Here is a 23,953-nt window from a genome sequence, read left to right as displayed (position 1 = left end):
GCCCCAACGCCAGTGTCCCGAGGGCGCGGAGGTGTCCGCCGTTCTCCGTGTCCTCGTCATCTACCCGGTTCGGCCCCTGCGCTGACGCGACCGTCCGCTCCCGGTGACCGCCAGCAGGACAAGGGCCAGCACCTGTACGGTCACGACCACCCCGATCAGGGCCGGGATCGACGCGCCGTACAGGGCGCCGGTCACCGCGCCGCCCGCCAGACTCGCCGCGCCGACCACTCCCGCGAAGACCCCGTACGCGGTCGCGCGCCGCCCCGCCGGCACAAGGTCGGCGACCGTGGCGCGCAGCGTGGACTCCTGGATGCCCACGGCCGCGCCCCACACCAGGGAGCCGATCACGGCCACCGCCACCGTGTTCGTGAACGCCAGCATCGGGACGGCGCCGGTCAGCACCGGCAGGGCGACCAGCACCCGCGGCCCGACCCGGTCGTACAGCCAGCCGGTCGCCAGTGCGGAGAGGGCGTCGACGACCATGGCGGCGGCGTACAGCACCGGCACCCATGCCGTCGCCATCAGGTGGCGTTCGACGAGGTGGTAGGAGAGCAGGCCGAAGGTGGTGAAGCCCGCGGTGGTGGCGGCGGTGAACGTCGCGTACGTCCAGAACGCGCGCGGCAGGCGGCCGTCCGGCGCGGGTGCGTTCGCGGGAGGCACTGTCTCCTGCTCGTACGCCTCCGGATCGGGCACGCGCGCCCGCAGCCAGACCAGCAGGGCCAGTACCGCGACGCCCGGGGCGGCGAGCACTCCGAGGGCCGGTCCGTAGTCGCCGCCGGTCAGGGCGAGCATGCCGGCCACGACGAGCGGGCCGATGAGTGCGCCGACCTGGTCCATCGCCTCATGCACGGCGAAGCCGCGCCCCCGCCCGGTCGCGGCCGTGGCATGCGACAGCAGGGTGTCCTTCGCGGGTGAGCGGACCGCCTTGCCGACCCTTTCGGCGATCACCAGAGCGCAGGCCACCCACAGGGCTCCTACAACGCCCAGGAGGGGTACGGAGATCACCGTCAGCGCGTATCCGGCGATCGCCAGCCCCCAGAAGCGCCGGGTGCGGTCCGCCAACGGACCCGAGACCAGCCGCAGTCCGAGCGCGGCCGCCTCTCCGGCGCCGGTGACCACGCCCACCACCAGGGCCGACGCGCCGAGCGAGGCGAGCAGTGGCCCGGTGATCGAGCGGGCGCCCTCGTACACGAAGTCCGCGAGCAGGCTGACCGTGCCGAACCACACCACGAACCGCCAGGGGCGCATCCGGGTCGGTGACGCCGGCTCTGCCTGGGCTTTCGGGGCTGTCATGGACGTGGGTTCCCTCCTCGGTGAGGCCACCGGTCCTCGGCGTCCCTGCCTCCCATCATCCGCCGACGCGCTTGCCGACGGCAGCCATGGTGCCTGCCCGATCGGCGGGCGGGGCTCAGGCGCAGGCGGGGCGCCAGGCCGGAATCGACAGCAGCAGACCGGCAAGGCGGCCGTCTCTCGCCCGGTCGACACCCCCGTACACGAAGTGACAGGTTCCAGTCAAAGACTGGCCAAATGCCGGACACGCCGTCCCACCCGTGATCGGGTCCCAGCGACGACCGTACGCATGCCCGTCTGGAGGATCTGGTGTCAGCACCAACCCGAAGAAGACCATGGCTCACGACCTGCGCCATCGCCGCAACCGCCGCACTCATCGCGATACCCGCAAGCGCCGCGTCCGGCCGGAACAACAGCCCCTTCGGCGCCCGCGCCCTCGCCCAACTCGCCGCCCAGCGCGAGCAGTCGGCCGGTGCCATGAGCCCCAGCCTGAAGGGCGGGAACGAAGACGGCGACGACGGCAACGAGGCCGACGAGATAGCCGAGGGCGCGGACCAGTACGCAGAGGCGCGTACCTCGCCCGGCGTCGTCGCGCCCGGCGCGTACGGCGCCGCCTGGAACGACCTGACCAACCTGCGCAGCACTGGCGGCAGTTGGCGCAACGTCACCGATCTGCCGTACAACTCCGACGACCCGCGCTACCGGGACATCGACTCCAACTCCAGCGGCGGCTCGGGCGACGTCACCGGCCGGATGGCCGCGATGGCCGCCGACGACGACGGGTACGTGTACGCGGGCAGCGCGGGCGGTGGCGTGTGGCGCTCCCGGTCCGGCGGCGGGCACTGGCAGCCCATCAGCGACCGGCTGCCGGCGCAGTCCACCGGCGCGCTCGCACTCGACGGCGGCGGACGGCTGTGGCTGGGAACCGGCGAGGCGACGACCAACGCCGACGCCTACCTCGGCAGCGGCGTCTACGTCCTGTCCCACCCGCACCACGGCGCCTTCTCCACCCGCGGCCGGGTCGGCGGCGACGAACTGGAGTCCACCACCATCCACGAGCTGCGCTTCGGCGGCGGCAAGGTGTGGGCGGCGACCAGTGAGGGCGTGTGGAGCCACTCGACCAGGACGCTGAAGGGCCACTGGAAGCTGGAGTTCGCGCCCAACCCCGAGTACCTGCCGGGCCGTTCGAAGGCGAACGACCCCCAGGCCCCGTACAAGAACATCGCCAACGACATCGCGATCGACCCGAAGGACCCGCGCAAGGTCGTCCTCGCGGTCGGCTGGCGCAGCGGCGACGACTACAACGGCTTCTACGCCAAGGACTCCAGCGGCACCTGGACGCGAGTCACCAGCGGTCTGGGCGACCTGCCCGCCGACGCGGACGACGTCGGCAACGTCACCTTCGCCCGTTCCGCCGACGGCTCCCGCTACTACGCCATCGACCAGTCGCCCGAGCAGCTGAACACCAACCCGGACAGCGGCCTGGAGGGCATCTACGTATCCAAGTCCGGCTCCCCCACCGGCTCCTGGACGAAGATCGCCGACTACAAGGGCCTGGCCGCCGACGGCTCGGCACTGACCACCAGCGGCTACATGCCGGGCGTACAGGCCTGGTACAACCAGTTCCTCACCGTCGACCCGGCGAACGCGGACCACGTCTACGCGGGCCTGGAGGAGGTCTACGAGACCAAGGACGGCGGCAGCACCTGGTCCACCGTCGGCCCGTACTGGAACTTCACCTTCCCCTGCTGGTCCATCGACCCGGCCAAGCAGACCGGCGACTGCAACCAGACCACCCACTCCGACCAGCACGGCGTCGCGATCGGCCGCTACCACGGCAAGAGCTTCGTCTACGCCGGCAACGACGGCGGCGTCTACAAGCGCCCGGTGGACGGCTCTCAGGACGCCTCCGGCCACGCCACCGACTGGACCTCACTCAACGACGGCACGATCGACACCCTGCAGTACTACTCGGTGGGTGTCGGCAAGGACCTGGACCACGGCGGCGTCTCCGTGACCGGCGGCCTGCAGGACAACGGCCAGTCCGTCCTGCGCAGCAACGACAGGGTGATGGGCTCCGACTTCGGCGGAGACGGCGGCGACACCCTCACCGACCCGGCCAACGGCTGCAACATCGCCGAGGAGTACGTCTACCTCTCCCTCCAGGTCACCCAGAACTGCGCCGTGAACGACGGCAGTTGGGTCAATGACCCCAGCAAGGCCACCTCGTACAACGTCGCCCCGGCCGACAGCGCGACCAGCGAGGCCCGCTTCATCGCCCCGCTCGCGGCCGACGCGAAGAACTCCTCGACGTGGATCGCGGGCGGCCGGCACATCTGGGCGCAGACCAAGGGATACGCCATCCGCAGCGGCTCGGAGTGGAAGAGCCTGTACGACCTCGGCGCCGGACGCACCGCGACCGCCGTCGCGGCCTCGGGCGGCAAGGTGTACGCGGCCTGGTGCGGCCCCTGCAACAACGAGGGCTTCGCCCGCGGCATCTCCGTCGGCAACGCGGACGGCACCGGCTGGCACGACATCACCCTGCCCGCCGCGGGCGCGGACGGGACCGTGCCCAACCGCTACCTCAGCGGCTTCGCCATCGACCCGAAGAACGCCGGCCATGTCTACCTCACGGTCAACGGCTTCTCCCGGCAGTGGACCGAGGGTCCGGGCGCCGGCGTCGGCCACGTCTTCGAGTCCACCGACGGCGGCACCACCTGGAAGGACATCTCCAGAAACCTCCCCGACGTGCCGACCGACTCCGCGGTCGTCACGCCGGACGGCGGCCTCGCGGTGGGTACCGACCTCGGCGTCGTCTACCGGGCGCCGGGCCGCACGACCTGGCAGCGCGTGGGCAGCCTCCCGGCCGTCGCGGTGCTCCAACTGAAGCTGAGCCCCGACGGACGGTCGCTGTACGCGGCCACGCACGGCCGCGGCATCTACACGATCAAGGTGCGCGACTGCGACTGACGTAGCGGTGCCGGAAGGTTGTCGCGGGGGTGATCCCGTTGTCCGGGATCACCCCTGCGTCGTGTACGGCACCACGTCCACGTCCACCGTGTCGTTCCAGGCCATTCCAGGAAGTCATCCTCGTGAGCCGCCGACGACGGTCATGAGGGCGGAGGCCTTCTCTCGGGAGGCATGGTGGGGGGCCTTTTGGCGCCGCTGCGCAAAAGGCCCCCGTGGTGTCACCGGTGTCGGTACCTTCTCAGAACAGGCGATCCTTGGCCTTGTGGTAGGCGCCGCCGAACGGCAGGAACCAGGGTGTGCCCCGAGCTGGGAAGGCTCGTGACCGGCACCGCGGCCGAGATCACCGCACGCCACCTGCACTGAGTGCGGCGTCGAGGCGCGGATCGGGCAGGGAGACCGCTGTCATCCCACGGGCACCGCGAGGTACTGGTACTCCAGGAACTCGTCGAGGCCCACCCGTCCTCCCTCGCGACCGAGGCCGGACTGCTTGACCCCGCCGAAGGGGGCGGCAGGGTTGGACACGAGACCTGTGTTCAGCCCCACCATGCCCACTTCCAGCCGCTCGCTCACCCGCAGGGCACGGTCGAGGCCCTCGGTGAAGACGTAGCCGACGAGTCCCCAGGGGGTGTCGTTGGCACGGCTCACCACCTCGTCCTCGTCGTCGAAGGTGAGGATCGCGGCGACGGGGCCGAAGATCTCCGTGCCCATCAGGCGGCTTGCGGGATCGACGCCGGCCAGCACGGTCGGCGGGTAGAAGCAGCCGGGGCCTTCGGGCGTACGGCCGCCTACGAGCACCTGTGCCCCGCGTTCCACCGCGTCGGCGACCAGTTCCTCCACCTTGCCGCGTCCCGTCCTGTCGATCAGCGGGCCGACGTCGACGCCCTCCCGGGTGCCCGGGCCCACGACGAGCGCGCCCATGCGCTCGGCCAGGCGCCGGCCGAACTCCTCCGCCACCGACCGGTGCACGAAGAAGCGGTTCGCCGCCGTGCACGCCTCGCCCATGTTGCGCATCTTGGCGACCATCGCGCCGTCCACGGCCTTGTCCAGGTCGGCGTCCTCGAAGACGATGAACGGCGCGTTGCCGCCCAGCTCCATCGAGGTCCGTACGACCGCCTCCGCGCTCTGGGCGAGGAGCAGCTGCCCGACGGCCGTGGAGCCGGTGAAGGAGAGCTTGCGGATCCGCCCGCCGCGCAGGAGCGGCTCACACACCTCTGCCGCACGGGAGGTGGTGACGACGTTCAGCACGCCGTCCGGCAGCCCGGCCTCCTTGAGGATCGCGGCGAGCGCCAGACTGGACAGCGGGGTCTGCGGGGCCGGCTTGAGCACCATCGTGCAACCGGCCGCGATGGCCGGGCCGATCTTGCGGGTGCCCATGGCCAGGGGGAAGTTCCACGGGGTGATCAGCAGGCAGGGGCCGACCGGGCGGCGGGAGAGCAGCATGCGGTTGCGGCCGTCGGGAAGGGTGCCGTAGCCGCCGTCGATACGGACGGCCTCCTCGGAGAACCAGCGGAAGAACTCGGCCGCGTACGCCACCTCCCCCCTGGCCTCGGCCAGCGGCTTGCCCATCTCGGACGTCATCAGATGGGCGAGCTCATCGGTGCGCTCGATGATGATCTCGTAGGCGCGGCGCAGGATCTCGCTGCGCACCCGGGGTGCCGTACGGGCCCATTCCGTCTGTGCCTGCGCGGCCGCTTCCTCGGCGAGCCGGGCCTCCTTGGGCCCCGCGTCGGCGACATGGCAGAGGATCTCGCCGGTCGCCGGGTCGTCGATGGGCATGGTGGCACCGTCCGCGGCGTCCACCCAGGCGCCGCCGATGAACAACTGCGTGGGTGTGTCGGTCATGAGGTCTCTCCTGGTTGTCCGGGCCGGTCGGCGGCGGGGTCGAGCAGTTCCGCGAGGTGCAGGGCGCGGACACCCTGGTCTCCGGCGAGGTGGTCGATCTGGGTCGCGCAGCTGAAGCCGTCGGCCACGACGACGGTCGGGGTGTCCTGGTCGATCCCGTCGAGGCGGGGTTTCAGGGCCAGGTCCGCGACGGCCATCGACGTGTCGTAGTGCTGTTCCTCGAAGCCGAAGTTGCCGGCGAGTCCGCAGCAGCCCTCGGCCTCGTCGACCTTCCCTACGCCGAGGCGGCGCAGCAGGTCGCGGGGGTGGCGGCCCTGGAAGGTGGCGTACTCGTGGCAGTGGGTCTGCAGGACGACGGTGTCCGGCAGTTCCGGTGGCGTCCAGCCGGGTGCGGCGAGGTCGGTCAGGGCTCCGGTGAGGGTGTGGACCCGGGCCGCGACACGGCGGGCGGCGTCGGTGCCGAGGAGTTCGGGCACGTCACGCTTGAGCGCTGCGGCGCAGCTGGGTTCGGCCACGACGATGGGCCGGTCGTCGCCGTTGTCCAGGCGGGCGACCGTGCGGGCCATGATGCGGCGCGCCATCGACAGCTGGCCGGTGCTCACCCAGGTCAGGCCGCAGCACAGGTCGTCCTGCGCCGTGCAGGGAATTCCGGCTTCGGCGAGGACGCGGCTCGCGGCCCCGGCCACCTCGGGGCGGAAGGCCCGGGTGAAGCTGTCCACGAAGAGAAGGGTCTTCGCCGGTTCACCGGTCCTCGCCTTCCGCAGGCCCCGGCGCAGCGCGCGCCGGGAGGCGAAGGCGGGGATCCGGCGTTTCGTGGTCACGCCGCCGAGGCGGGCGAGCAGCTTCCCGACGGGCCCGCGCAGCAGCGCGTTCACCGGGCGGGCCGCGTATCCGACGAGCCTGGACGTCAGGGGCAGCCAGCCCAGGGAGTAGTGGGAGCGGGGTCTGAGTCTGCCCTTGTAGTGGTGGTGCAGGAACTCCGCCTTGTACGTGGCCATGTCGACGCCGACCGGGCAGTCACTGGAGCAGGCCTTGCAGGACAGGCACAGGTCGAGGGCGTCACGTACGTCGGTGGAGCGCCAGCCGTCCTGGACGGTTCCGCCCCGCACCATCTCCTGGAGCAGGCGGGCCCGGCCGCGGGTGGAGTCGTTCTCCTCCCCCGTGGCCCGGTAGCTGGGACACATCACTCCGCCGGCGTCGCTGCGACATCGGCCCACCCCGACACAGCGGCGCACCGCTCCGGCGAAGCCGTCCTCGTCGTGCGGGAAGGAGAACAGCGTGTCGACGGGCAGCACCTCGGAGGGCGTGTGCAGCGCAAGGTCGGCGTCCAGCGGTGCCGGGGCCACGATGACACCGGGGTTGAGCAGCCCCTCGGGATCGAAGATCTCCTTGAAGGCGGCGAACGCCCGGATCAGCCGGTGGCTGTACATCACCTCCAGCAGCTCACCGCGCGCCCGCCCGTCGCCGTGCTCACCCGACAGGCTTCCGCCGTGCTCGACGACCAGGGCGGCGGCCTCCGTCAGGAACCGGCGGGTGGCGGCCCGCCCTGTGTCGGTGGCGAGGTCGAAGTCGATGCGCACGTGGACACAGCCCGCGCCGAAGTGCCCGTACAGCACACCGGTCAGGCCATGCGCGGCCAGCAGCTTGCGGAAGCCGCGCAGGTAGGCGGCCAGGTCCTCGGGCGCGACCGCCGCGTCCTCCCAGCCGGGCCAGGACTCCCCGCCGTCGACGAGTCGCGCGGCCAGCCCCGCCCCGTCCTCCCGCACCCGCCACAGCGAGCGCCGCTCGGCCGGACTCTCCACGACCCGCCCGCCGGTCAGCCGGCCGCGGGCGGTGAGCACCTCCAGCAGTTCGGCGGCGCGGGCGTCGACGGCCGCCTGGTCGTCGCCGTCGAGTTCGACGTACAGCCAAGCCCGCCCCCCGGGGAGGCCGGTGACGGAGTCGGGACCACGCCTGGCACGCATGGTGGCGACGATCGCCTCGTCCATACCCTCCACGGCGGTGGGGTTTTGGCGCAGGATCTCCGGCACGTCCTCGGCGGCGTCGACCACGTCGTCGTAGCCGAGGGTGAGGAGGGTGGAAGCCTGTGCGGTCGCCACCAGGCGGACCGTCGCCGCGGTGACGACCGCACAGGAGCCCTCGGTGCCCACCAGCGCGCGAGCCACGTCGAAGCCGTGCTCGGGCAGCAGGTGGTGCAGCTGGTAGCCGGAGACCTGACGCGGTACCCGGCCCAGCTCGGTGCGGATCGCCGCCAGGTTCCCGCCGATGAGGCGTCGTACGTCCGCTTCGAGGCGGGCGACCCGGCCGACCGCGTCCGGGTCGTCCGGGTCGGCCGCGCGTAGGCCGGTCCGGTCGGCGACGGCCCGCACGCCGTCGGCCGTCACGATCTCCAGCGCCTCGATATGGCCGCTGGTGCGCCCGTGCCGCACGGACCGGTTGCCGCAGGCGTCGTTGCCGATCATGCCGCCGAGGGTGCAGCGGCTGTGCGAGGACGGGTCGGGGCCGAAGGTGAGTCCGTGCAGGGCGGTCGCACCGCGCAGCGCGTCCAGGATCACTCCGGCCTCGACGCGCGCGGTGCGGGCGACCGGGTCGATGGCCAGGATCCGGTTCATGTATCGCGAGAAGTCCAGGACGACACCGGGCCCGACCGCGTTGCCGGCCATGCTGGTGCCGCCGCCTCGCGCGGTGACCGGAACGTGTGCCTCGCGGCAGGCCCGCAACACCGCGACCACGTCATCGGCGCTGCGCGGGAAGACCACGGCCCGCGGCGGGACCCGGTAGTTGGAGGCGTCGTAGGCGTAGAGGCCGGTGGGGCCCGCGCCGGTCTCCACCCGCAGGCCGGGAGCGGTCTCGGCGAGCCGCACCACCAGCGGCTCCAGGGCCGTGGTCGTGTCCGTCATCGCCCTGCCGCTCCCGATGTGCCGGCCTCGACCGCACTCGCCCACGCCTGGATGCCCTCGTCCACGGCCGTCTCGTCGATCACCAGCGCCGGAATCATCCGTACGACCTGGTTCCAGGCCCCGCACAGCAGCAGGAGCAGGCCCTCGTCGACGGCGGCGCGCTGTACCCGGGCGGCCGTCTCGGGATCGGGGCTGCCGTCCTCGGTGACGAACTCGCTGGCCAGCATGAGCCCGAGGCCGCGCACGTCGCCGATGCCCGGCGTCCGGTCGGCCACCGCCTCCAACCCCTGCCGCAGCCGCTTGCCCATCGCCTCGGCGTTCTCCACGAGCTTCTCGTCGCGTACGACGTCGAGGGTGGCGCAGGCCGCCGCGCAGGCGACGGCGTTGGCGCCGTAGGTGCCGCCCTGCGAGCCCGGCCACGCCTTGGTCATCAGTTCCTCGGAGGCCGCGATGCCGGACAGCGGAAAGCCGCTGGCCAGGCCCTTGGCGGTGACGAGGATGTCGGGGGTGACGCCGAAGTGGTCGTGGCCCCAGAAGCGGCCGGTGCGGCCGACGCCCGTCTGCACCTCGTCGAGGATCAGCAGGAAGCCGTGGCGATCCGCTCGCTCCCGCAGGCCCTCCAGGAAAGCGCGGTTCGCGGGGACGTATCCGCCCTCGCCCAGCACCGGCTCCACGATGACCGCGGCCGTGTCCGCGGGCGAGGAGATCGTCTGGAGCGTGTAGTCCAGTTCCCTCAGGGCGAAACGGGTCGCGGTCTCCTCGTCCCAGCCGTAGCGGTAGGCCGTCGGGAACGGGGTGACGACCACGCCGCTCATCAGCGGGGAGAACCCGGAGCGGAAACGGGTGCCCGAGGTGGTCATGGAGGCGGCGGCGACGGTACGGCCGTGGAAGCCGCCGTGGCACACCAGGACGTTCGGGCGGCCGGTGGCCTGCCGGGCCAGCCGCAGCGCGGACTCGACGGCCTCGCTCCCGGAGTTGGTGAAGAACAGGCTGTCCAGACCCGCCGGCAGCACCTCACCCAGCTTGTCGACAAGCTGCCGCAGCGGCTGGTGCATGACCGTCGTGTACTGGCCGTGGATCAGCGTGCCCACCTGCTCCTGCGCCGCCGCCACGACCCTGGGGTGGCAGTGGCCGGTGCTGGTGACACCGATGCCCGCGGTGAAGTCGAGATAGCGGCGGCCGTCCTCGCCGTAGAGATGGACGCCCTCGCCCCTGACCGCCACCACGGGTGTGGCCTGGCGAAGGTGCGGCGACAGTGCGGTCATGTTCGTCTCCCGGCCGTGTGTCATGGGTTGCGCGACCTGCGTGGTGCGCTCCGGCACACCGAGCATCCCGAGCGCGCCCGGCCACCACAACGCGTGATGTGTCCAGCCAGGGCACCGCGTCCGGACGTTGTGTCAGCCTCGCGGCACGGCAGCCATCCGCTCTCGCCACGGCAGCCACTGCGGGCTGCCTCTTGCGCAGGTCAGCGGCGCTTGTCAGAGTGACCGGGCAGTCCCCCGAGTTCGCGGCTTCGCGCGAGCAGGGCTCCTGGAGACACCGTGAACGACCACCGCACTACGGCTCATCCACCGCGCACGAACGACCCCGGCGCGGCCACCGCAGGCCACACGCCGACCGTCGCCGACGTGCTCGCCCTTCCCGTCCTGGCCGCCGGACAGCCCCGCGTCGTCACCGGGGTCACCCATCTCGACCGGCCGGTGCGCTGGGTCCACATCACCGAGCTGACGGACCCCGCCTCCTTCCTCAAGGGCGGCGAACTCGTCCTGACCACCGGCATGCCCCTGCCGGACGACCCCGCGGGTGTGCGCCGGTACGTCGACGAACTCGCCGACGTACCGGCGGCGGCCCTGGTGATCGAACTCGTACGGCGCTACCACCGCCCGCCCGACGCGCTCGTCCACGCCTGCCACGCCCGTGGCCTCCCGCTGATCGCCCTCGCCAAGGACGTCAACTTCCTTGAGGTCACTCAGGTCGTGCACAGCCTCATCCTCGGCAACCAGGCCGAGGCGATGCGCCGGACCCAGCGGATCCACGAGGCGTTCACCACCCTGACGTTGCGCGGGGCGGGCCCGGAGGAGGTGATGCGCGCGGCGGCCGAGATGAGCGGCCACACGGTCGTCCTGGAAAACCTGATGCACCAGGCACTGATGTGCGAGCCCTCCGGCAACACGGTGGAAGAGGTTCTCCGCGACTGGGAGGAGCGCTCCCGGCAGATCCCGTTCGGAGCCGGCACAAGCGGCACGGCCGGCTGGCTCGTCGCTGCCGTGGAGTACCAGGGCGAGCGCTGGGGCCGGGTGGTCATGCTCCCGGCCGGAGCCGACGGGCCGGCCTTTGCGCCGGAGCCCGTCACCGTGCTGGAGCGGACGGCGATGGCCCTGACGGTCGCCCGCCTCATTCACCCCACGCCCTGGGAACGCACAGCGCACCGAAACGCTTTGCAGGACCTGGCAGGTCAGCGTCACCGCTCACCCGAGGACGCCCGGGCCCGCGTCGCCGCACTCGGCCTGCCCACCGAGGACAGGCGGTACCGCGCCCTCCTCGTCGACCTCCCCACGGCGGACAAGAGCACGGTGCTGGAGGGCCGGCTTTCCCAGGAGCTCCGGGCGGCGGGGGCGCAGGCGCTCGTCGGCGAGCTGGCTCCGGGCCGTCTAGGCATCCTGCTGGCCCTGCGTCCCACCCAGCCGTGGCGGCCCGCCGTCGAACAAGTGGGCAGCTCCACGCGTGCCTTGGTGCCGCAGGCGATCGTGACCGTCGGCTCGGAGGTCACCGACCTCCGCGACAGCGCCCGCTCCTTCCACGAGGCGGCCCGCGTCGCCGAGGCCACTCCACCCGGCCAGCCCCTCCCTCCGGACCGCTCCTTCCACGAGCTGTCCGACATCGGCCTGCGGCGCCTGCTGTACGCACTCCGTGAGGACACCCGCATCCAGGACTACGCCGAGCGGCGGCTCGGCCGCCTCATCGACCACGACTTCCGGCACGGCAGCGAGCTGTTGACGACCCTGCGCCTTTATCTGGACGCGGCAGGCAACAAGACCACGGCCGCACGCCGGGGCGGGCTGTCGCGGGAGACCGTCTACCAACGCCTGCGCACCATCGAGCGCCTTCTGGACTGCGACCTCGAATCCGGCGAGAACTGCACGGAACTGCATGTGGCCCTCACCGCACTGGACGTCTTCAGATTCCGCGCGGACGGCGGTCAAGGTAGCAACCTGCCGCTTGGGCGAGCAGCCGACGACTGAGGGCGGCGTCTCTGCCGCCTCCGGCGACTCGCCGAGGCGTGTCGCCCCCTGAATCACCGTGCCGCCCACCAGAGGGTTCCTGGTGGACGGCACGGGTGTGCGGTTGTCAGACCGAGGCGAGGCGGGCCAGCAGTGCCTGCCCGTCCGGGACACCGAGTCCTGTGCAGGCGTCCCAGCCGGGCGTGGCCGCGAAGTCGCCGATGTCGCCCAGGGTGATGTCACGGAAGCCGGCCGGGCTCACCCCCGGTGCCGCACCGTCGTACAGCACGGGCTGGAGCATGCCGAGCGGGTGGCCGAGCGCCTCGGAGAGACGGACGGTCAACGCGGCCCAGAGCGGGGCCACAGCGCTGGTGCCGCCGATGATCTCGTCCCGGCCGTGGATGAGCACCCGGTATCCGGTCTTCGGGTCGGCGTCAGCGGCCACATCGGGCACGCCGCGTCGGGGGTCCTGGCCGTTGCCGTTGGGTACGCCGACGTTCGCCTGCCAGCCGGGCTGGTTGAACTTTAGGCTGACGCCGCCGCCGGAGGCGGACCCGTTGCCGTTGTTCCACACGCTCTCGGAGCTGACGGTGCTGGTGGCCGGGTCGGCTTCCAGGTGCGTACCGCCGCAGGCGAGGGCGCGGGGGCTGGAAGCGGGGAAGTCGGTGTGCGCCTTGCCCGTCGGGTCGCCGTCGCTGCTGCCGTTGTCACCGGAAGCCACGCAGACGGTGACGCCCATGGCACCGGCGTCGGCCAGTGCGGCGTCGAGGATCGCGCGGCCCTGGGCGGTCCACAGGTCCTCGCGCTGGCCCCAACTGATGCTCACTGCGGTGGGCGTGGGATCGGCGAACACCGCGGTGCTGATGGCGTCGGCGAAGCCCTGCGCGCTGTTCTCCGCGAAGTACACGACTTGGCGCGCACCGGGCGCCAACGCGCCGATCACCTCGATGTCGAGCATCACTTCCCCGTCGGCCGGGTCGCCCGGGGCGTTACTGCCGATGCCCACCTCGACGACGTCCACGCGCGGCGTGGGGATGCCCAGCTCGGCGAAGTACGCGTCCAGGTCGCCCTCCGGGATCCCGCCGCCGAGTTCGATGACGCCGATGGTGTGACCGCTGCCGTCCGTGCCCTGGGGGAAGCGGTAGATCTTGCCGAGGTCGACGGGCGAGTACGACGAGTGGACGGCATGGGCCTTCATGCGCTGGATGTGCGGGCGGGCCTGCGGTCGGTTGTCCAAGCCCGTCACGCCGATCACCACGCCGTCCCACTCGGGCAGGATGCGCAGGTCGCCGGTCCGCTGCCGGTGCTCCACCATGCGTTCTTCGCCCGCCGGGTCGGGGGTGGTGACCATGGTCAGTGAGTCGGCCTGCACCACGGACCGCAGCTGACCGAGCGTTCCGGAGATCTTGACCCGACGTGAGGCCGGATCCGCTTGCGTCACCGTCAGCCCGTGCTGCTCCGCTGACCGCTTCACCATGTCGATGTCGGCCGGGTCGGCGCCGTAACGGGCCGCCAGTTCCTCGCGCGTGATCGTCTCTGGTCCTTCGACCAGCTCATCTGGGATCTCGGTGCGACGGCGCAGGACCAGCGTGACCTCGATGCGTTCCGAATCGCTCACTGCTCCGGTCGAGCGCGCATCCGCGTGGGCGCTGCGCTCACTGCCTGGGAGGGGAACCAGTCGCGTGTTGTCCATGACTTCGAGCGTTCCACCGACGCGGGCCGTTCGCATCCTGTGTCATTACCAAGCGTAGCCATGACCAGTACAGCGACCGCGCTATCGCCTACGGCACAAAGAAGCTGCTCACCCGCTACCCGGACGGCAGCAGCCAGCACGGCGCCTGCCGTCTCGACTCGCGGCAGCGCCGTCGGGCCGGAGCGGCGCTTCGCGGCGGTCGCCTCGACTCGCGGCTTCGAGAGCGCCGATGACGGAGTGTTCGCCGAGACGCTGGAACGGGTCGTACGGCAGGGTCCGCAGGACCGGCGGTGGACCGGCGACCGTCAGCACAACTCCCGCCGAGTTGTCGGCCGGTGAGGTGATCGCCAAGGCTGTCGCGACGAGTCGTACCCCGCTGCCGCGCACCATCCGAGCCGATCCGTCGCACCCGGCACGCGGGGCGGACCAGGCAAGACAGGCCGCACACGGCACGTCGTCAAGTGAGCGCCGGTCCCGTCCCTGCGACGAGGTCAGCTCCGCGCGCCACCAGTGGCAGCCGGGGCGTCGGAAGCGAGAGTGATCCGCTCCCTGACCAGCTGGATGAACTGTCGTGCGAAGGAGTTCCGGTAGAAGTCCCGCACGGCGATCTTCGGTGCACCGAGTTCCTTGACCTCGGCCAGTACGCGGACGACCAGGAGCGAGTTGCCGCCCAGCACGAAGAAGTTGTCCTCAGGGCCCACCTGCGTACCCAGGTGCCGGCTCCAGATGTCCAGCATGTCGCGCTCCAGCCGGTCGGCGGACCCGGTCTCGACGGGATCCGGGGACTCCGCCACGGCCGGCCGAGGGGCAGTCGGTGCGGGGAGCTGTGCGACATCGACCTTCCCGTTGATCGTCAAAGGGATGGCATCGAGTTCTGTGACCGTTGCCGGGACCATGTAGTCGGGCAGGAGCCGCCTGGCATGCTCCGCAACCATGGCCACTGTCGTGTCCCCCTTGAGCACTACGTAGGCATCCAGCCGGTCGACTGCTCGATCGCCACTCTCGTCGTGGTGGACGACGACGGTCGCCCCGGAGACCGACGGTGCTCCGAGCAGGACGTTGCGGATCTCGTCCGGCTCGATCCGGTACCCGCGGATCTTCACCTGGCTGTCGATCCTGCCCAGGTGTTCCAGGGACCCGTCGGGCCTCATGCGGCCCTTGTCGCCACTGCGGTAGATCCGCTCGCCGGTCACCGGGTCGATGACGAAACGTCGCGCCGTGAGCTCCGGCTGCCCCTGGTAGTGACGGGCGACTCCAGCACCGCCGACCCAGATCTCGCCCGCCGCTCCCACCGGCAGAACCTCTCCTCGCGGTCCACGTACGGACACCGACCAGCCGGGGAGGGCCGGGCCCACCGACCGGCTCCCCTGCAGAGCCGCCTGAGGCGTCACGGTCTGCGCCGTCACGTGCACGGTGGTCTCCGTGATCCCGAACATGTTGACCAGACGGCACTCCGCCTGCGGGTGGCGGGCGAACCAGGGCAGCAGCTCACGGGCGTCCAGCGGCTCACCGCCGAAGATCACCAGGCGCACCGCGAGCTCGGCGCGCGATTCCCGGTCCTGTGCGACGAGAGGCAGAAAGGCGGAGGGCGTCTGGTTGAGCACGGTGACGCGTCGTTCGGCGAGCAGTGCGTGGAACTCCCCCGTGTCCCGCGTGATCCAGAAGGGCACCACCACGAGTTGCCCGCCGGTCAGCAGACAGCCCCAGATCTCCCAGACGGAGAAGTCGAACGCGCTGGAGTGGAACATCGTCCAGACGTCGTCCGCGCCGAGCCCGAAGTCCTCGGCCGTGCCGTCGACCAGGGCCAGCACGTTGCGGTGCGGGACGACGACGCCCTTGGGCCGCCCCGTCGATCCGGAGGTGTAGATGATGTAGGCGGGGTCGTTCTCGTCGCAGGGTGTGGTCCGGCCGTGGGAGACGCTCCGCTCGCCGAGCCGGAGCAGTTCCTCGGGGGGCACGGACGCAACGCCCTCGACGACCGGGAACACGTCCGTTGCGGCGACGACGACGCGTACCCCGGCGCTGCCGACCGTGTAACGCAGGCGCTCGTGCGGGTACTTGACGTCCATGGGTACGTAGGCGCAGCCGGACTTGAGTATCGCGAGCAAGGTGACGACCAGGGTCGCGTCGCGCTCCAGGCACACGCCGACCATGCTCCCCGGCACCGCCCCCGAGGAGCGCAGCCCCTCGGCCATGATTTCGGCCTGCTGATCGAGCTGGCGATAGGTCAGAGTGCGGGTGCCGTCCGTGACGCCGACCGCGTCCGGATGGCGGCGTACCAGGTCCTCGAAGCGCCCGTGGACAGTCGAACCGGCCGTGGGGGTCGCGACCGGGGGAGTCGCTCCCCGACGCACGATGTCCGCGGCGCGTTCGGCCGGCATCAGGGGGACGGCCGACAGCGGCAGTTCTTCCCCGGACTCGCCCAGATCCGCCAACCACTGCGCGACATGGGCCACTTGCTCGGCGAAGGCGCGCGCGATCCGCGGATCGATCGCACCCTCCTCGTACCAGCAGGTGCCGCTCCAGGACCGGTCCGGGCGCTGCTCGGCCTGGAGCGTGAGGGGGAAGGCGGGCGCGAGGCAGGGGTAGTACTGCCGCGCGTCGTCCCACTCGCCGAAGACCATGCCCACAGGGATCGCGAGGGCACTCCCGGGTTCTGTCGCCGGTTCACCGGCCGGCTCCGGTGTCTCGGGGCCACCAGCGAGGAAACCGGCGACGGACATGGTCTCGTCGTACTTGAAAACATACGTGGACAACGCGTCCGGTCCTGCCGCGTCGGGATCGAGCAGGGCGATCTGCGGTGTCGCCTCGGCGTCGTACCGGGCCAGGACGATGGCGGTCGCGGCAGTCAACAGCTTCTGGTCCACCGGGTTTTCGCGGACCGTCACAGAGAATCGGGCCGCGCCGACGAGACCGCGGCGCGCGAGGTCGCCGAGGCCCCACTCCGGCCCCGCGAGTGGGGCGGTCCCCGTCCCGCTCGTTTCACGCGCGGTGCCATGCCGGCCTGCCCGGGGCAGGGAACCGCCGGTGAGGAACCCGGCCAAGTCGCTCAGTGCCGCCCGGGACAGGGCGTCACGGGCGGCGACCAGCACCAGATCGGCGACGAGGTCCGTATGCCGCACGAGCGTGATGCGCAGCCGCGGACCGGAGGTGGCGCGCAGTGGCCGGCGGGCTTCCTGTTCCGCGTACTGCTGCGCCGCCGGTGCCGTCGAGCGCTCCCGGGTGCGCCGTTCCCACAGCACGCCTTCGGCGAGTTCGCCGACCTGTTCCAACCGTCCCCGCAGCTCACTGCTGCTGGGTGGCTGCGGGCACCTGACCGTCAGGCTGTGGCACATGGCGGCCTGCTCGTGGCACTGCGGCGGCACGGACCAGTGGGCTGTCGCCATCGGAGAACTCCTGTCGGTGCGCCAAGAAGGGTGCGGGGAACACGGTCGGCCGACGCGGCTCAGCGCGCGGTGAAGCCGCCGTCGACCGTCAGTACGCTGCCGGTCACCTGACGGGAATCGTCACCGGCGAGCCAGAGGGCGGCGCCTGCGATGTCGGAGGGAGCGATGAGCGAGTTCATCGGCTGCGCCTGGACGAAAACCCTCTCGTGGTCTTCCACGGCCACGTCCAGGGAACGAGCGATCTCGGACAGCATCCGGCCGTCGACCACCGGGTCGTCCGCGACGGAGCCGGGGCAGAGGGCGTTGACCCGGACCTGGTGCGGCCCGTAGTCGAGAGCCGCGGCCTTGGTCAGCCCTATCAGCCCGTGCTTGGCGGCGACATACCCCGCGAAGTGCCGGTAGCCGACCAGACCCGCGGTGGATGAGACGTTGATGACGCTGCCTCGCCGCTGAGCGATCATCGTCGGCGCCACGGCCTTGATCATGCGCCACGCGCCGGAGAGGTCGACGTCGATCATCAGACGCCACTCGTCCTCGGTGATCTCGTGGACGGCCTTTCCCGAAGGGGCGGCGATGCCCGCGTTGTTGACGAGGACATCGATACGGCCGAAGCGGTCGAGCGCCTTCTCGACGGCCGGGGTGACACTGCCGCGTACGTCGACGGACTCCGCCAGCACCGCCGCGCCGCGCTCCTCGCAGAGCTTGGCGGTGTGCGTGAGCTGACCGCTCGTCGACAGGGGGTAGGGGACGCCGTCGATGTCCTCGCCCACGTCGAGCAGAACGAGGTCGGCTCCCTCTTCCGCGAACCGCAGCGCACAGGCGCGTCCCAGGCCACGGCCCGAGCCGGTGATCACCACGGTCCGGCCCTCCAGGGCCGCACCTGCGGCACTTTTCCTGTCGCGCGTCATGTGCGGGCGCCTCGCGCCGCTGCGTCGATGACAGCGAGCAGTTCCTGTTCCCTGTCGGTCAGATACATGTGTCCGCCCGAGAGTTCCTTCAGCTCGAACGGCCCGGTCGTCGCCATCTCCCAGGTCGCGCACTGCTCCCGGCTCACCAGGGCGTCGTCCGTCCCCCGCAGGGCGGTGACGGGCAGCGTCAGCGGCTCGTCCGAAACGGGTTGGTAGTCCTCGTGCAGGGCTACGTCCGCCCGTAGCAACGGAAGCAGCGCCTCCCTCAGTTCGGGGTCGTCGAGTGCCGCATGCCGGTACCCGGCGAGTTCCGCGACCCGTTCCACGAAGGTGTCGTCGTCGAGTTCCGCGGTCCGCCCGGCGCGACCGCTCCGGGGACCGGGGGACCCGCTCACGAAGAGGTGCTCCAGCGCGGTGAAGCCCTGCGCCTGGAGTTCACGAGCCGTCTCGTAGGCGAGAACGGCGCCGAGACTGTGCCCGAAGAGCGCCACTCGTTCCGCCCCGCCGACCAGGCGGAGCGCGGCACCGGCAAGGTCCTTGGCCGCCTCCTCGGCGTCCTTGTACGGGTCCTGAAGGAAACGCTCCTCCCGGCCCGGCATCTGCAACGGGACGATCCGAAGACCCTGCTCACCGCCGTTCGGCCAGGCCCGGTAGAAGCCGGCGCCGCTCCCGGCGAAGGGTACGCACAACAGTGACAAGGTCATTTATCATCCTCATACTTGGAATGCCATTCACCCAACAGCGCCTTCATCATCATGGACACCGGTTAAACACGCCCAGACGAATGAGGATTCCTCGTTTGCGCTGCCGGTGAAAACCTTCTCCCGCCGGTGGGACAAGCGCACTCCGCACCGGTCGTCAGGTTTGTTCTTCAGGATATTTTGCGACGAATCCATTCGAGGACACCGAAGGCGTTCACCTGGGCCTGGCCAACGGCGAGTGACACCATTCGCCGTGGCTCGCTTTCAGGACGGTACCGGCGGCCACCGAACGTCGGGAAGGCACCCGGGAGGTCTCCCGACGTGCGACGGCACCCTCGCCTCAGGACCCGCCGGCAGCCCGCCGCAGTATCTCCATCGCCCAGGTCTCGACCGGCGCGCCTTCCTTCCTGGCGGCGGTCTGGATCTGGGCCAGGATTTCGGCCGGGAGTTCAATGTGCAGCAGGCCCGCTTCGGGCGAGGGGCCGGCATCGCCCCGGTCCGGACCCGAGCCGGATCCGGCCGCGCCGGGTTCGACCCGCTCCGAAGCCGAACTGGCCTCGGCGGGACCGGCTTTGTCCAGCTCAGCGCGGCTCTCGGACTCGGTCACCTCGCCCTGCCGCACGCGGAGGCTGCTGCGAACCTCCCCGCGCAGCTTGTTCCTGCTCCAGCCCATCGCTTCCGCTTTCCTCAGCCAGTAGTCCTGTTCCGGCTGATCGAGCGCCACCACTTCAAGGTGATGACTGAAGCTCAGATTCTGCCGCCTGCGAGTCATCGGGAACTTGCGCGCGACCCACGTGTAGTTACGAAGCGTCTGATAGCTGAGCGACGTCCGCTTGACGGCTTCGTGGTAACGGTCCTGGAACTCGGATTCACCGTAAACCAGCCAGTCGGCGACCCACCAGGTAGAAGAGTCCGCGAAAGATAGCAGTCCGGTCCCGACTTGCTCCCACGTATTGAGGCTCTGCCTGGATGTGAACGACAAGCCGGACTTGTGGAACTGCACGCCCTTACTCAGCAGCTGTCCCGCAGTGCTTGCCGTTGCAACATTCTGCGCAGTTGTCTCGTTTGTCCTCTTTGTTAGGATAGCAGTGCGCAACGATCCCCCGTTGGTTGATGCTTTCGCATGTATTGGCCAACCGTAACAGTTGGGCGTCATCCAGGGCGTAATTGTGCGCGATACGCGGGCCGCCCGCTACGGCACGGGGACAGGGCGACTGCCACTCGCACTCGCATATCGCTACTCGCCCGGGATCGACACGAGCGCGAGAGCCCACGCGGGTCCAGGAGCCGTTCACCGATAAGAGGTTTTCTTCAAGCAAAATCGCTCCGGCGCCGGCTGCCCCATTTGCGTCACCCATTTCCACGCCGGCCCGTGTCGCCCATCGGACAATTCGTCATGTTCCCGGCCGATCGGTGCGAGCGTGCGTCTGCGGCCTGGCGGTGTCTCGCCGGCGAGACACGTGAGCGGAGCGAACTACCCCCGCCAGGGCTGGATATGGCCCCGAAGAGGCGTCATGTTTGGGTCCACGTTCCTTCTCGCGGCGACGGGCTTAAATACGGAGCGGGTGAGGCCGTCTGGCATACGCTCGAACGATTGCGTTGAGCGAGCCTGAAAACATCGAGCCCGAGAATAAGGTGTTCCCAAAGGAACGGCCGATCGATAGGGGGAGGGCTTCCGTGCCCCGAATACGTCACACACATGGGCTGAATATGCCGGATCTTGAGGGTGACAGTCTCGCGGGCAAGCGTCATTCGCGTATGGTTCCCGCCTCATCACCGCAGCGCAGGATGTACTTCTCCTCGGTGATGCGACCGAACAACTCGTCTGACGTGTGGAGGCCGGTTCTCACCGTCGATGGAGATCTCTCCATCGACAGGCTGGAGCGCGCGCTTCAGGTGCTGCGCGGCAGGCACGAGGCATTTCGAACCACATTCCTGGAGCGCGGCGGCGAAGTCTTCCAAAAGGTGCACGACGAGGACGGCGGCGCCACGCAGCCGGTCCTGATCGACCTCGTGGAGGCCGAGGGCGACTCGCAGGACGAGCGCCGAGCCTGGGCAGACGCCGAGGTCAGGAGGGTCGTCGACCTCCCGTTCGACATTTCGTCGGGCCCGCTCTGGCGAACGTCGGTGATACGGATATCGTCGAGCCTCCACCTGGTGGCCTTCGTGTTCCACCACATCATCACGGACGAAGTTTCCGGGAAGGTGTTCGCCGAGGAACTCCGTCTCGCCTACGCCGACCCGCACGCACCCGCCTTCGCGGTGCCGGCCGCGCAGTACGCCGACTTCTGCCTGGCGGAGAACGCCTCCAAGGTGGATGAGGCCGGCCTGGACTACTGGCGTGGCCAGCTGGCAGGTATTCAGCCGGCGTCGATGCCCGAGGACGGAGATGAGAGCCCGGGCGGAATGATCGGATCGAGGTTGCCGATCGCCGTCCCGCAGAACGTGGTGGCAGAGTTCGAAGAGTTCTGCCGGGCTCGCTCGGTGACCCCGTTCGCCGGCCTGCTGTCCGTATACTTCGTTCTGCTGCAGCGTTGGGCGGGAACGAGTGACATATCGGTCGGAACGCAGACGCTCGGCCGGCCGGGCCCAGAACTTTTCGGAACGATCGGATTCTTCTCCAATACGGTGGCACTGCGCTGCCGGGTGGATTCGGCACTGACCTTCGATCAGCTTCTCGGTCTCGTGAGCGAAACGGTTCACGATGCACTCGACTACCAGGACGTTCCGTTCGAGGTGGTGGTGGGCGCACTGGCTCCCGAGCGTGACGCCGACCGCAACCCCCTGTTCCAGGCTGCCATCACCTATGGCCACACCGACCTGAGCGACGTATGGGCACTCGAAGGTCTCCAGGTGACACTCCTGCCGGACCCTACGGAATTGTCGGGGCTTCAGTTCGACCTGTCGCTGGACATACAGCTCGTGGCAGGCGAAGTCTCGCTCAACGTCGAATTCAACCGCCAGCGGTTCTCCGAGGCGGCCATGCGGCGGTTCGCCCAGGCCTACGGCGACCTGCTGGGCTCGCTCAGCCGGCAACCCGATGTCGCGCTCGGCAGCATCCCGCTGCTCGACCAGGCCGCACTGACGCAAACGCTGGCGCTCGGCGCGAGCGGTGAACCGGAGGGCGGCCGTACTCCCTCGGAACCCACGTCCGCGTGGGACCTCTTCGAACTGACCGCGGCCACGGTGCCCGAACGGGAGGCAGTCGTCGCGGACGGCGCGCGGCTCACCTTCGCCGAACTGGCCGGCCGGGCGCGGAAGATGGCCGCGGGCCTTGAGGCTCGCGGCGTACGAACCGGCACCGTGGTGGGGATCTGCCTGGACAGGCGCGCCGATCTGATCGTCGCGATGCTCGCCGCCTGGTGCGCGGGCGGCGCCTTCCTGCTGCTGGATCCGCGACAGCCCGAGTTCCGCCGCCGCCTGCTCCTCAAGGAGGCCGGCATCGCTCTCGTCATCGCGGACGAGGCGTTCGCCGACGTGGAGACCGTTTCGACGGCCGCCCTCCTGGCGGAGGCGGAGAAGACCTCCGGAGACGATCCGGCCGACGGCGGCTTCGCGCGTCGCCCGGCCGCCGCTCCGGCCTACGTGGTCTTCACGCCGGGTTCCACAGGACAGCCGAGGGGTGTGGTCATCGATCAGGCGAGCCTTCTCGCGCTCGCCACCACCCAACTGGCGCCGGTGTACGCACGGTTGCCCGCAGGCCGTCAGGTGAATGTCGGTGCGCTGAGTTCCCTGACCTCCGGCGTGTTCGTCAACCACTGTCTCGGCATGATCGCCTTCGGGCACCGGCTGCTGCTGATCGACGAAGAGGAGCGAACGGACCCGTATCAGCTCCTCGCCCGTGGATCGGATCCCGAAACGGCGATCGATGTACTCGACTGTGCAAGCGACCGGCTGGAAATGCTGGTCGAGGACGGCCTCCTGACGCTCCCGCACCCGCCGAAGATCGTGGTGATCGGTGGCGAGCGCCCGTCCGACCGGCTGTGGCAGCGCCTGCACGACCAACCCGGGCTGCTCGCGTTCCACGCCTACGGCCTCAACGAGTGCACCGTCGAGTCGGCCAGGGCGGAAATTCGTGAACACCCGAAGCCGGTGGCCGGGCGCGCGGCCGGCACGTCCCGGATCTACGTCGTCGACGACCAGTTGCAGTTGCTGCCGCCCCTGTTCGTCGGTGAGATCTGCATCGGTGGACTCGGCGTGGCCCAGGGGTATGCGGGACAGCCGGCGCACACCAGCGAGCGATTCGTGGCCGACCCCTTCAGCCCTGTCCCCGGACAGCGCATGTACCGCACCGGCGACAAGGGCCGGCTGCGTCCCGACGGGCAGTTGGAGCTGTGGGGGCGCCTCGACGACCAGGTCAAGATCCGCGGCCTGCGCATGGAGCCGGCGGAGGTGGAGGGCGTGCTGCTCGGGCATCCCGCCATCGCCCACGCCGCGGTCGTGGCGACCCAGGCCGGCACCCGCATGGCCGAACTGGTGGCGTACGTCGTGCCCGGCGACGAAGGCGGGGACGCGCTGACGCCCGCCACCGTGCGGGAGTTCCTGGGCGGCAGGCTCCCCTCCGCACTGTTGCCCGACCGGGTGCAGGTTCTCGCCGCTCTTCCGACCACGCCCGACGGGAAGTCGGACCGCAGGACACTGTCGGGCGGCGCGCCGTCGAGCACTGTGCCGGACACCGTCCGAAGCGTCTCGGCGTCCGCCGACCCCCGTGAACGGCAGCTGTGCCAGATCGTGGCCGAGGTGATCGGCGTTCCGCAGACGGGCGTTGACGACAACTTCTTCGATCTCGGCGGAGATTCCCTGCTCGCCATGATCGTCATCGGTCGGGTGCGCGCCGTCATGGGCTGTGAGCTGCGGCTGCGGGCGTTCTTCGAAATGCGGTCGCTCGGGGAGCTCGCCGCTCAGCTCAGTGCCGAGGTCAGCGCGCCCCGGCCCGTGCTGGGCAGGAGAGCGGACGCATGACGGTGGCGACGTGTTCGTACTCAGAGGGCGTTCGGTCTGGGCGGTTTGCTCCAACTGCGTCTGCCCCACCACCAGTTCAC

At 70.3% G+C, this 23,953-nt stretch carries 12 protein-coding genes; 3 read left to right on the top strand and 9 right to left on the bottom strand.

Translation table 11 applies throughout. The features are described from left to right. Positions 1-60: 60 nt before the first annotated feature. Positions 61-1,293 (bottom strand): MFS transporter, encoded by a 1,233-nt coding sequence (locus OOK07_RS33035; RefSeq protein WP_266800085.1) that lies wholly within the window; start codon positions 1,291-1,293, stop codon positions 61-63. A 306-nt stretch (positions 1,294-1,599) separates the two neighbouring features. On the opposite strand from OOK07_RS33035, the gene OOK07_RS33030 reads away from it, so the two are divergent. After that, positions 1,600-4,260, top strand: a complete 2,661-nt coding sequence (locus tag OOK07_RS33030; RefSeq protein ID WP_266800083.1) for a WD40/YVTN/BNR-like repeat-containing protein — start codon at positions 1,600-1,602, stop codon at positions 4,258-4,260. 402 nt (positions 4,261-4,662) lie between these two features. Here OOK07_RS33030 and OOK07_RS33025 read toward each other — a convergent pair whose 3' ends face one another. Genes OOK07_RS33025 through OOK07_RS33015 form a run of 3 tightly spaced genes read right to left on the bottom strand, consistent with a single transcriptional unit; the run spans position 4,663 to position 10,267 of the window. Next, positions 4,663-6,102: an NAD-dependent succinate-semialdehyde dehydrogenase gene (locus OOK07_RS33025; RefSeq protein WP_266685464.1), complete on the bottom strand. Its 1,440-nt coding sequence runs from the start codon at positions 6,100-6,102 to the stop codon at positions 4,663-4,665. Then, positions 6,099-9,002, bottom strand: a complete 2,904-nt coding sequence (locus OOK07_RS33020) for an FAD-binding and (Fe-S)-binding domain-containing protein (RefSeq protein ID WP_266800082.1) — start codon at positions 9,000-9,002, stop codon at positions 6,099-6,101. Before OOK07_RS33020 ends, OOK07_RS33025 begins: the two co-directional genes overlap by 4 nt. Further along, the gene (locus tag OOK07_RS33015) at positions 8,999-10,267 is read right to left on the bottom strand and encodes an aspartate aminotransferase family protein (protein ID WP_266685461.1); all 1,269 of its coding nucleotides are present in this window, start codon (positions 10,265-10,267) and stop codon (positions 8,999-9,001) included. Before OOK07_RS33015 ends, OOK07_RS33020 begins: the two co-directional genes overlap by 4 nt. Before the next feature lie 276 nt (positions 10,268-10,543). On the opposite strand from OOK07_RS33015, the gene OOK07_RS33010 reads away from it, so the two are divergent. Continuing rightward, positions 10,544-12,244: a PucR family transcriptional regulator gene (locus OOK07_RS33010; RefSeq protein WP_266800080.1), complete on the top strand. Its 1,701-nt coding sequence runs from the start codon at positions 10,544-10,546 to the stop codon at positions 12,242-12,244. Positions 12,245-12,350: 106 nt separating this feature from the next. Here OOK07_RS33010 and OOK07_RS33005 read toward each other — a convergent pair whose 3' ends face one another. From OOK07_RS33005 to OOK07_RS32985, 5 genes are all read right to left on the bottom strand, one after another. Further along, a complete protein-coding gene (locus OOK07_RS33005; protein WP_266685458.1) occupies positions 12,351-13,916 on the bottom strand; it encodes a S53 family peptidase in 1,566 nt (521 codons plus the stop codon). 491 nt (positions 13,917-14,407) lie between these two features. Further along, positions 14,408-17,302, bottom strand: coding sequence for a non-ribosomal peptide synthetase (locus tag OOK07_RS33000; protein WP_266800079.1), 2,895 nt, complete (start codon positions 17,300-17,302; stop codon positions 14,408-14,410). Positions 17,303-17,361: 59 nt separating this feature from the next. Next, the gene (locus OOK07_RS32995) at positions 17,362-18,210 is read right to left on the bottom strand and encodes a mycofactocin-coupled SDR family oxidoreductase (RefSeq protein WP_266685456.1); all 849 of its coding nucleotides are present in this window, start codon (positions 18,208-18,210) and stop codon (positions 17,362-17,364) included. Continuing rightward, positions 18,207-18,914, bottom strand: coding sequence for a thioesterase II family protein (locus OOK07_RS32990; protein WP_266685455.1), 708 nt, complete (start codon positions 18,912-18,914; stop codon positions 18,207-18,209). Before OOK07_RS32990 ends, OOK07_RS32995 begins: the two co-directional genes overlap by 4 nt. Positions 18,915-19,251: 337 nt before the next feature. Continuing rightward, positions 19,252-19,914: an LmbU family transcriptional regulator gene (locus OOK07_RS32985; protein ID WP_266685454.1), complete on the bottom strand. Its 663-nt coding sequence runs from the start codon at positions 19,912-19,914 to the stop codon at positions 19,252-19,254. A 755-nt stretch (positions 19,915-20,669) separates the two neighbouring features. Between OOK07_RS32985 and OOK07_RS32980 the strand changes: the two genes are divergently transcribed. Then, positions 20,670-23,873 carry a non-ribosomal peptide synthetase gene (locus tag OOK07_RS32980; RefSeq protein WP_266800077.1) on the top strand — a complete coding sequence of 1,068 codons (3,204 nt, stop codon included), beginning with the start codon at positions 20,670-20,672 and terminating at the stop codon, positions 23,871-23,873. Positions 23,874-23,953: the final 80 nt, after the last annotated feature.

Source organism: Streptomyces sp. NBC_00078 (assembly GCF_026343335.1).
GTDB lineage: Bacteria > Actinomycetota > Actinomycetes > Streptomycetales > Streptomycetaceae > Streptomyces.
Note: the sequence above shows the minus strand (reverse complement) of the source record. Positions and strands in the feature narration are given on the sequence as shown.

Bases quoted from the DNA above. Each gene is read 5' to 3' on its own strand.
- OOK07_RS33035 (WP_266800085.1), bottom strand. From the start codon at position 1,293: ATGACAGCCCCGAAAGCCCAGGCAGAGCCGGCGTCACCGACCCGGATG.
- OOK07_RS33025 (WP_266685464.1), bottom strand. From the start codon at position 6,102: ATGACCGACACACCCACGCAGTTGTTCATCGGCGGCGCCTGGGTGGAC.
- OOK07_RS33020 (WP_266800082.1), bottom strand. From the start codon at position 9,002: ATGACGGACACGACCACGGCCCTGGAGCCGCTGGTGGTGCGGCTCGCC.
- OOK07_RS33015 (WP_266685461.1), bottom strand. From the start codon at position 10,267: ATGACCGCACTGTCGCCGCACCTTCGCCAGGCCACACCCGTGGTGGCG.
- OOK07_RS33005 (WP_266685458.1), bottom strand. From the start codon at position 13,916: ATGGACAACACGCGACTGGTTCCCCTCCCAGGCAGTGAGCGCAGCGCC.
- OOK07_RS33000 (WP_266800079.1), bottom strand. From the start codon at position 17,302: ATGGCGACAGCCCACTGGTCCGTGCCGCCGCAGTGCCACGAGCAGGCC.
- OOK07_RS32995 (WP_266685456.1), bottom strand. From the start codon at position 18,210: ATGACGCGCGACAGGAAAAGTGCCGCAGGTGCGGCCCTGGAGGGCCGG.
- OOK07_RS32990 (WP_266685455.1), bottom strand. From the start codon at position 18,914: ATGACCTTGTCACTGTTGTGCGTACCCTTCGCCGGGAGCGGCGCCGGC.
- OOK07_RS32980 (WP_266800077.1), top strand. From the start codon at position 20,670: ATGGTTCCCGCCTCATCACCGCAGCGCAGGATGTACTTCTCCTCGGTG.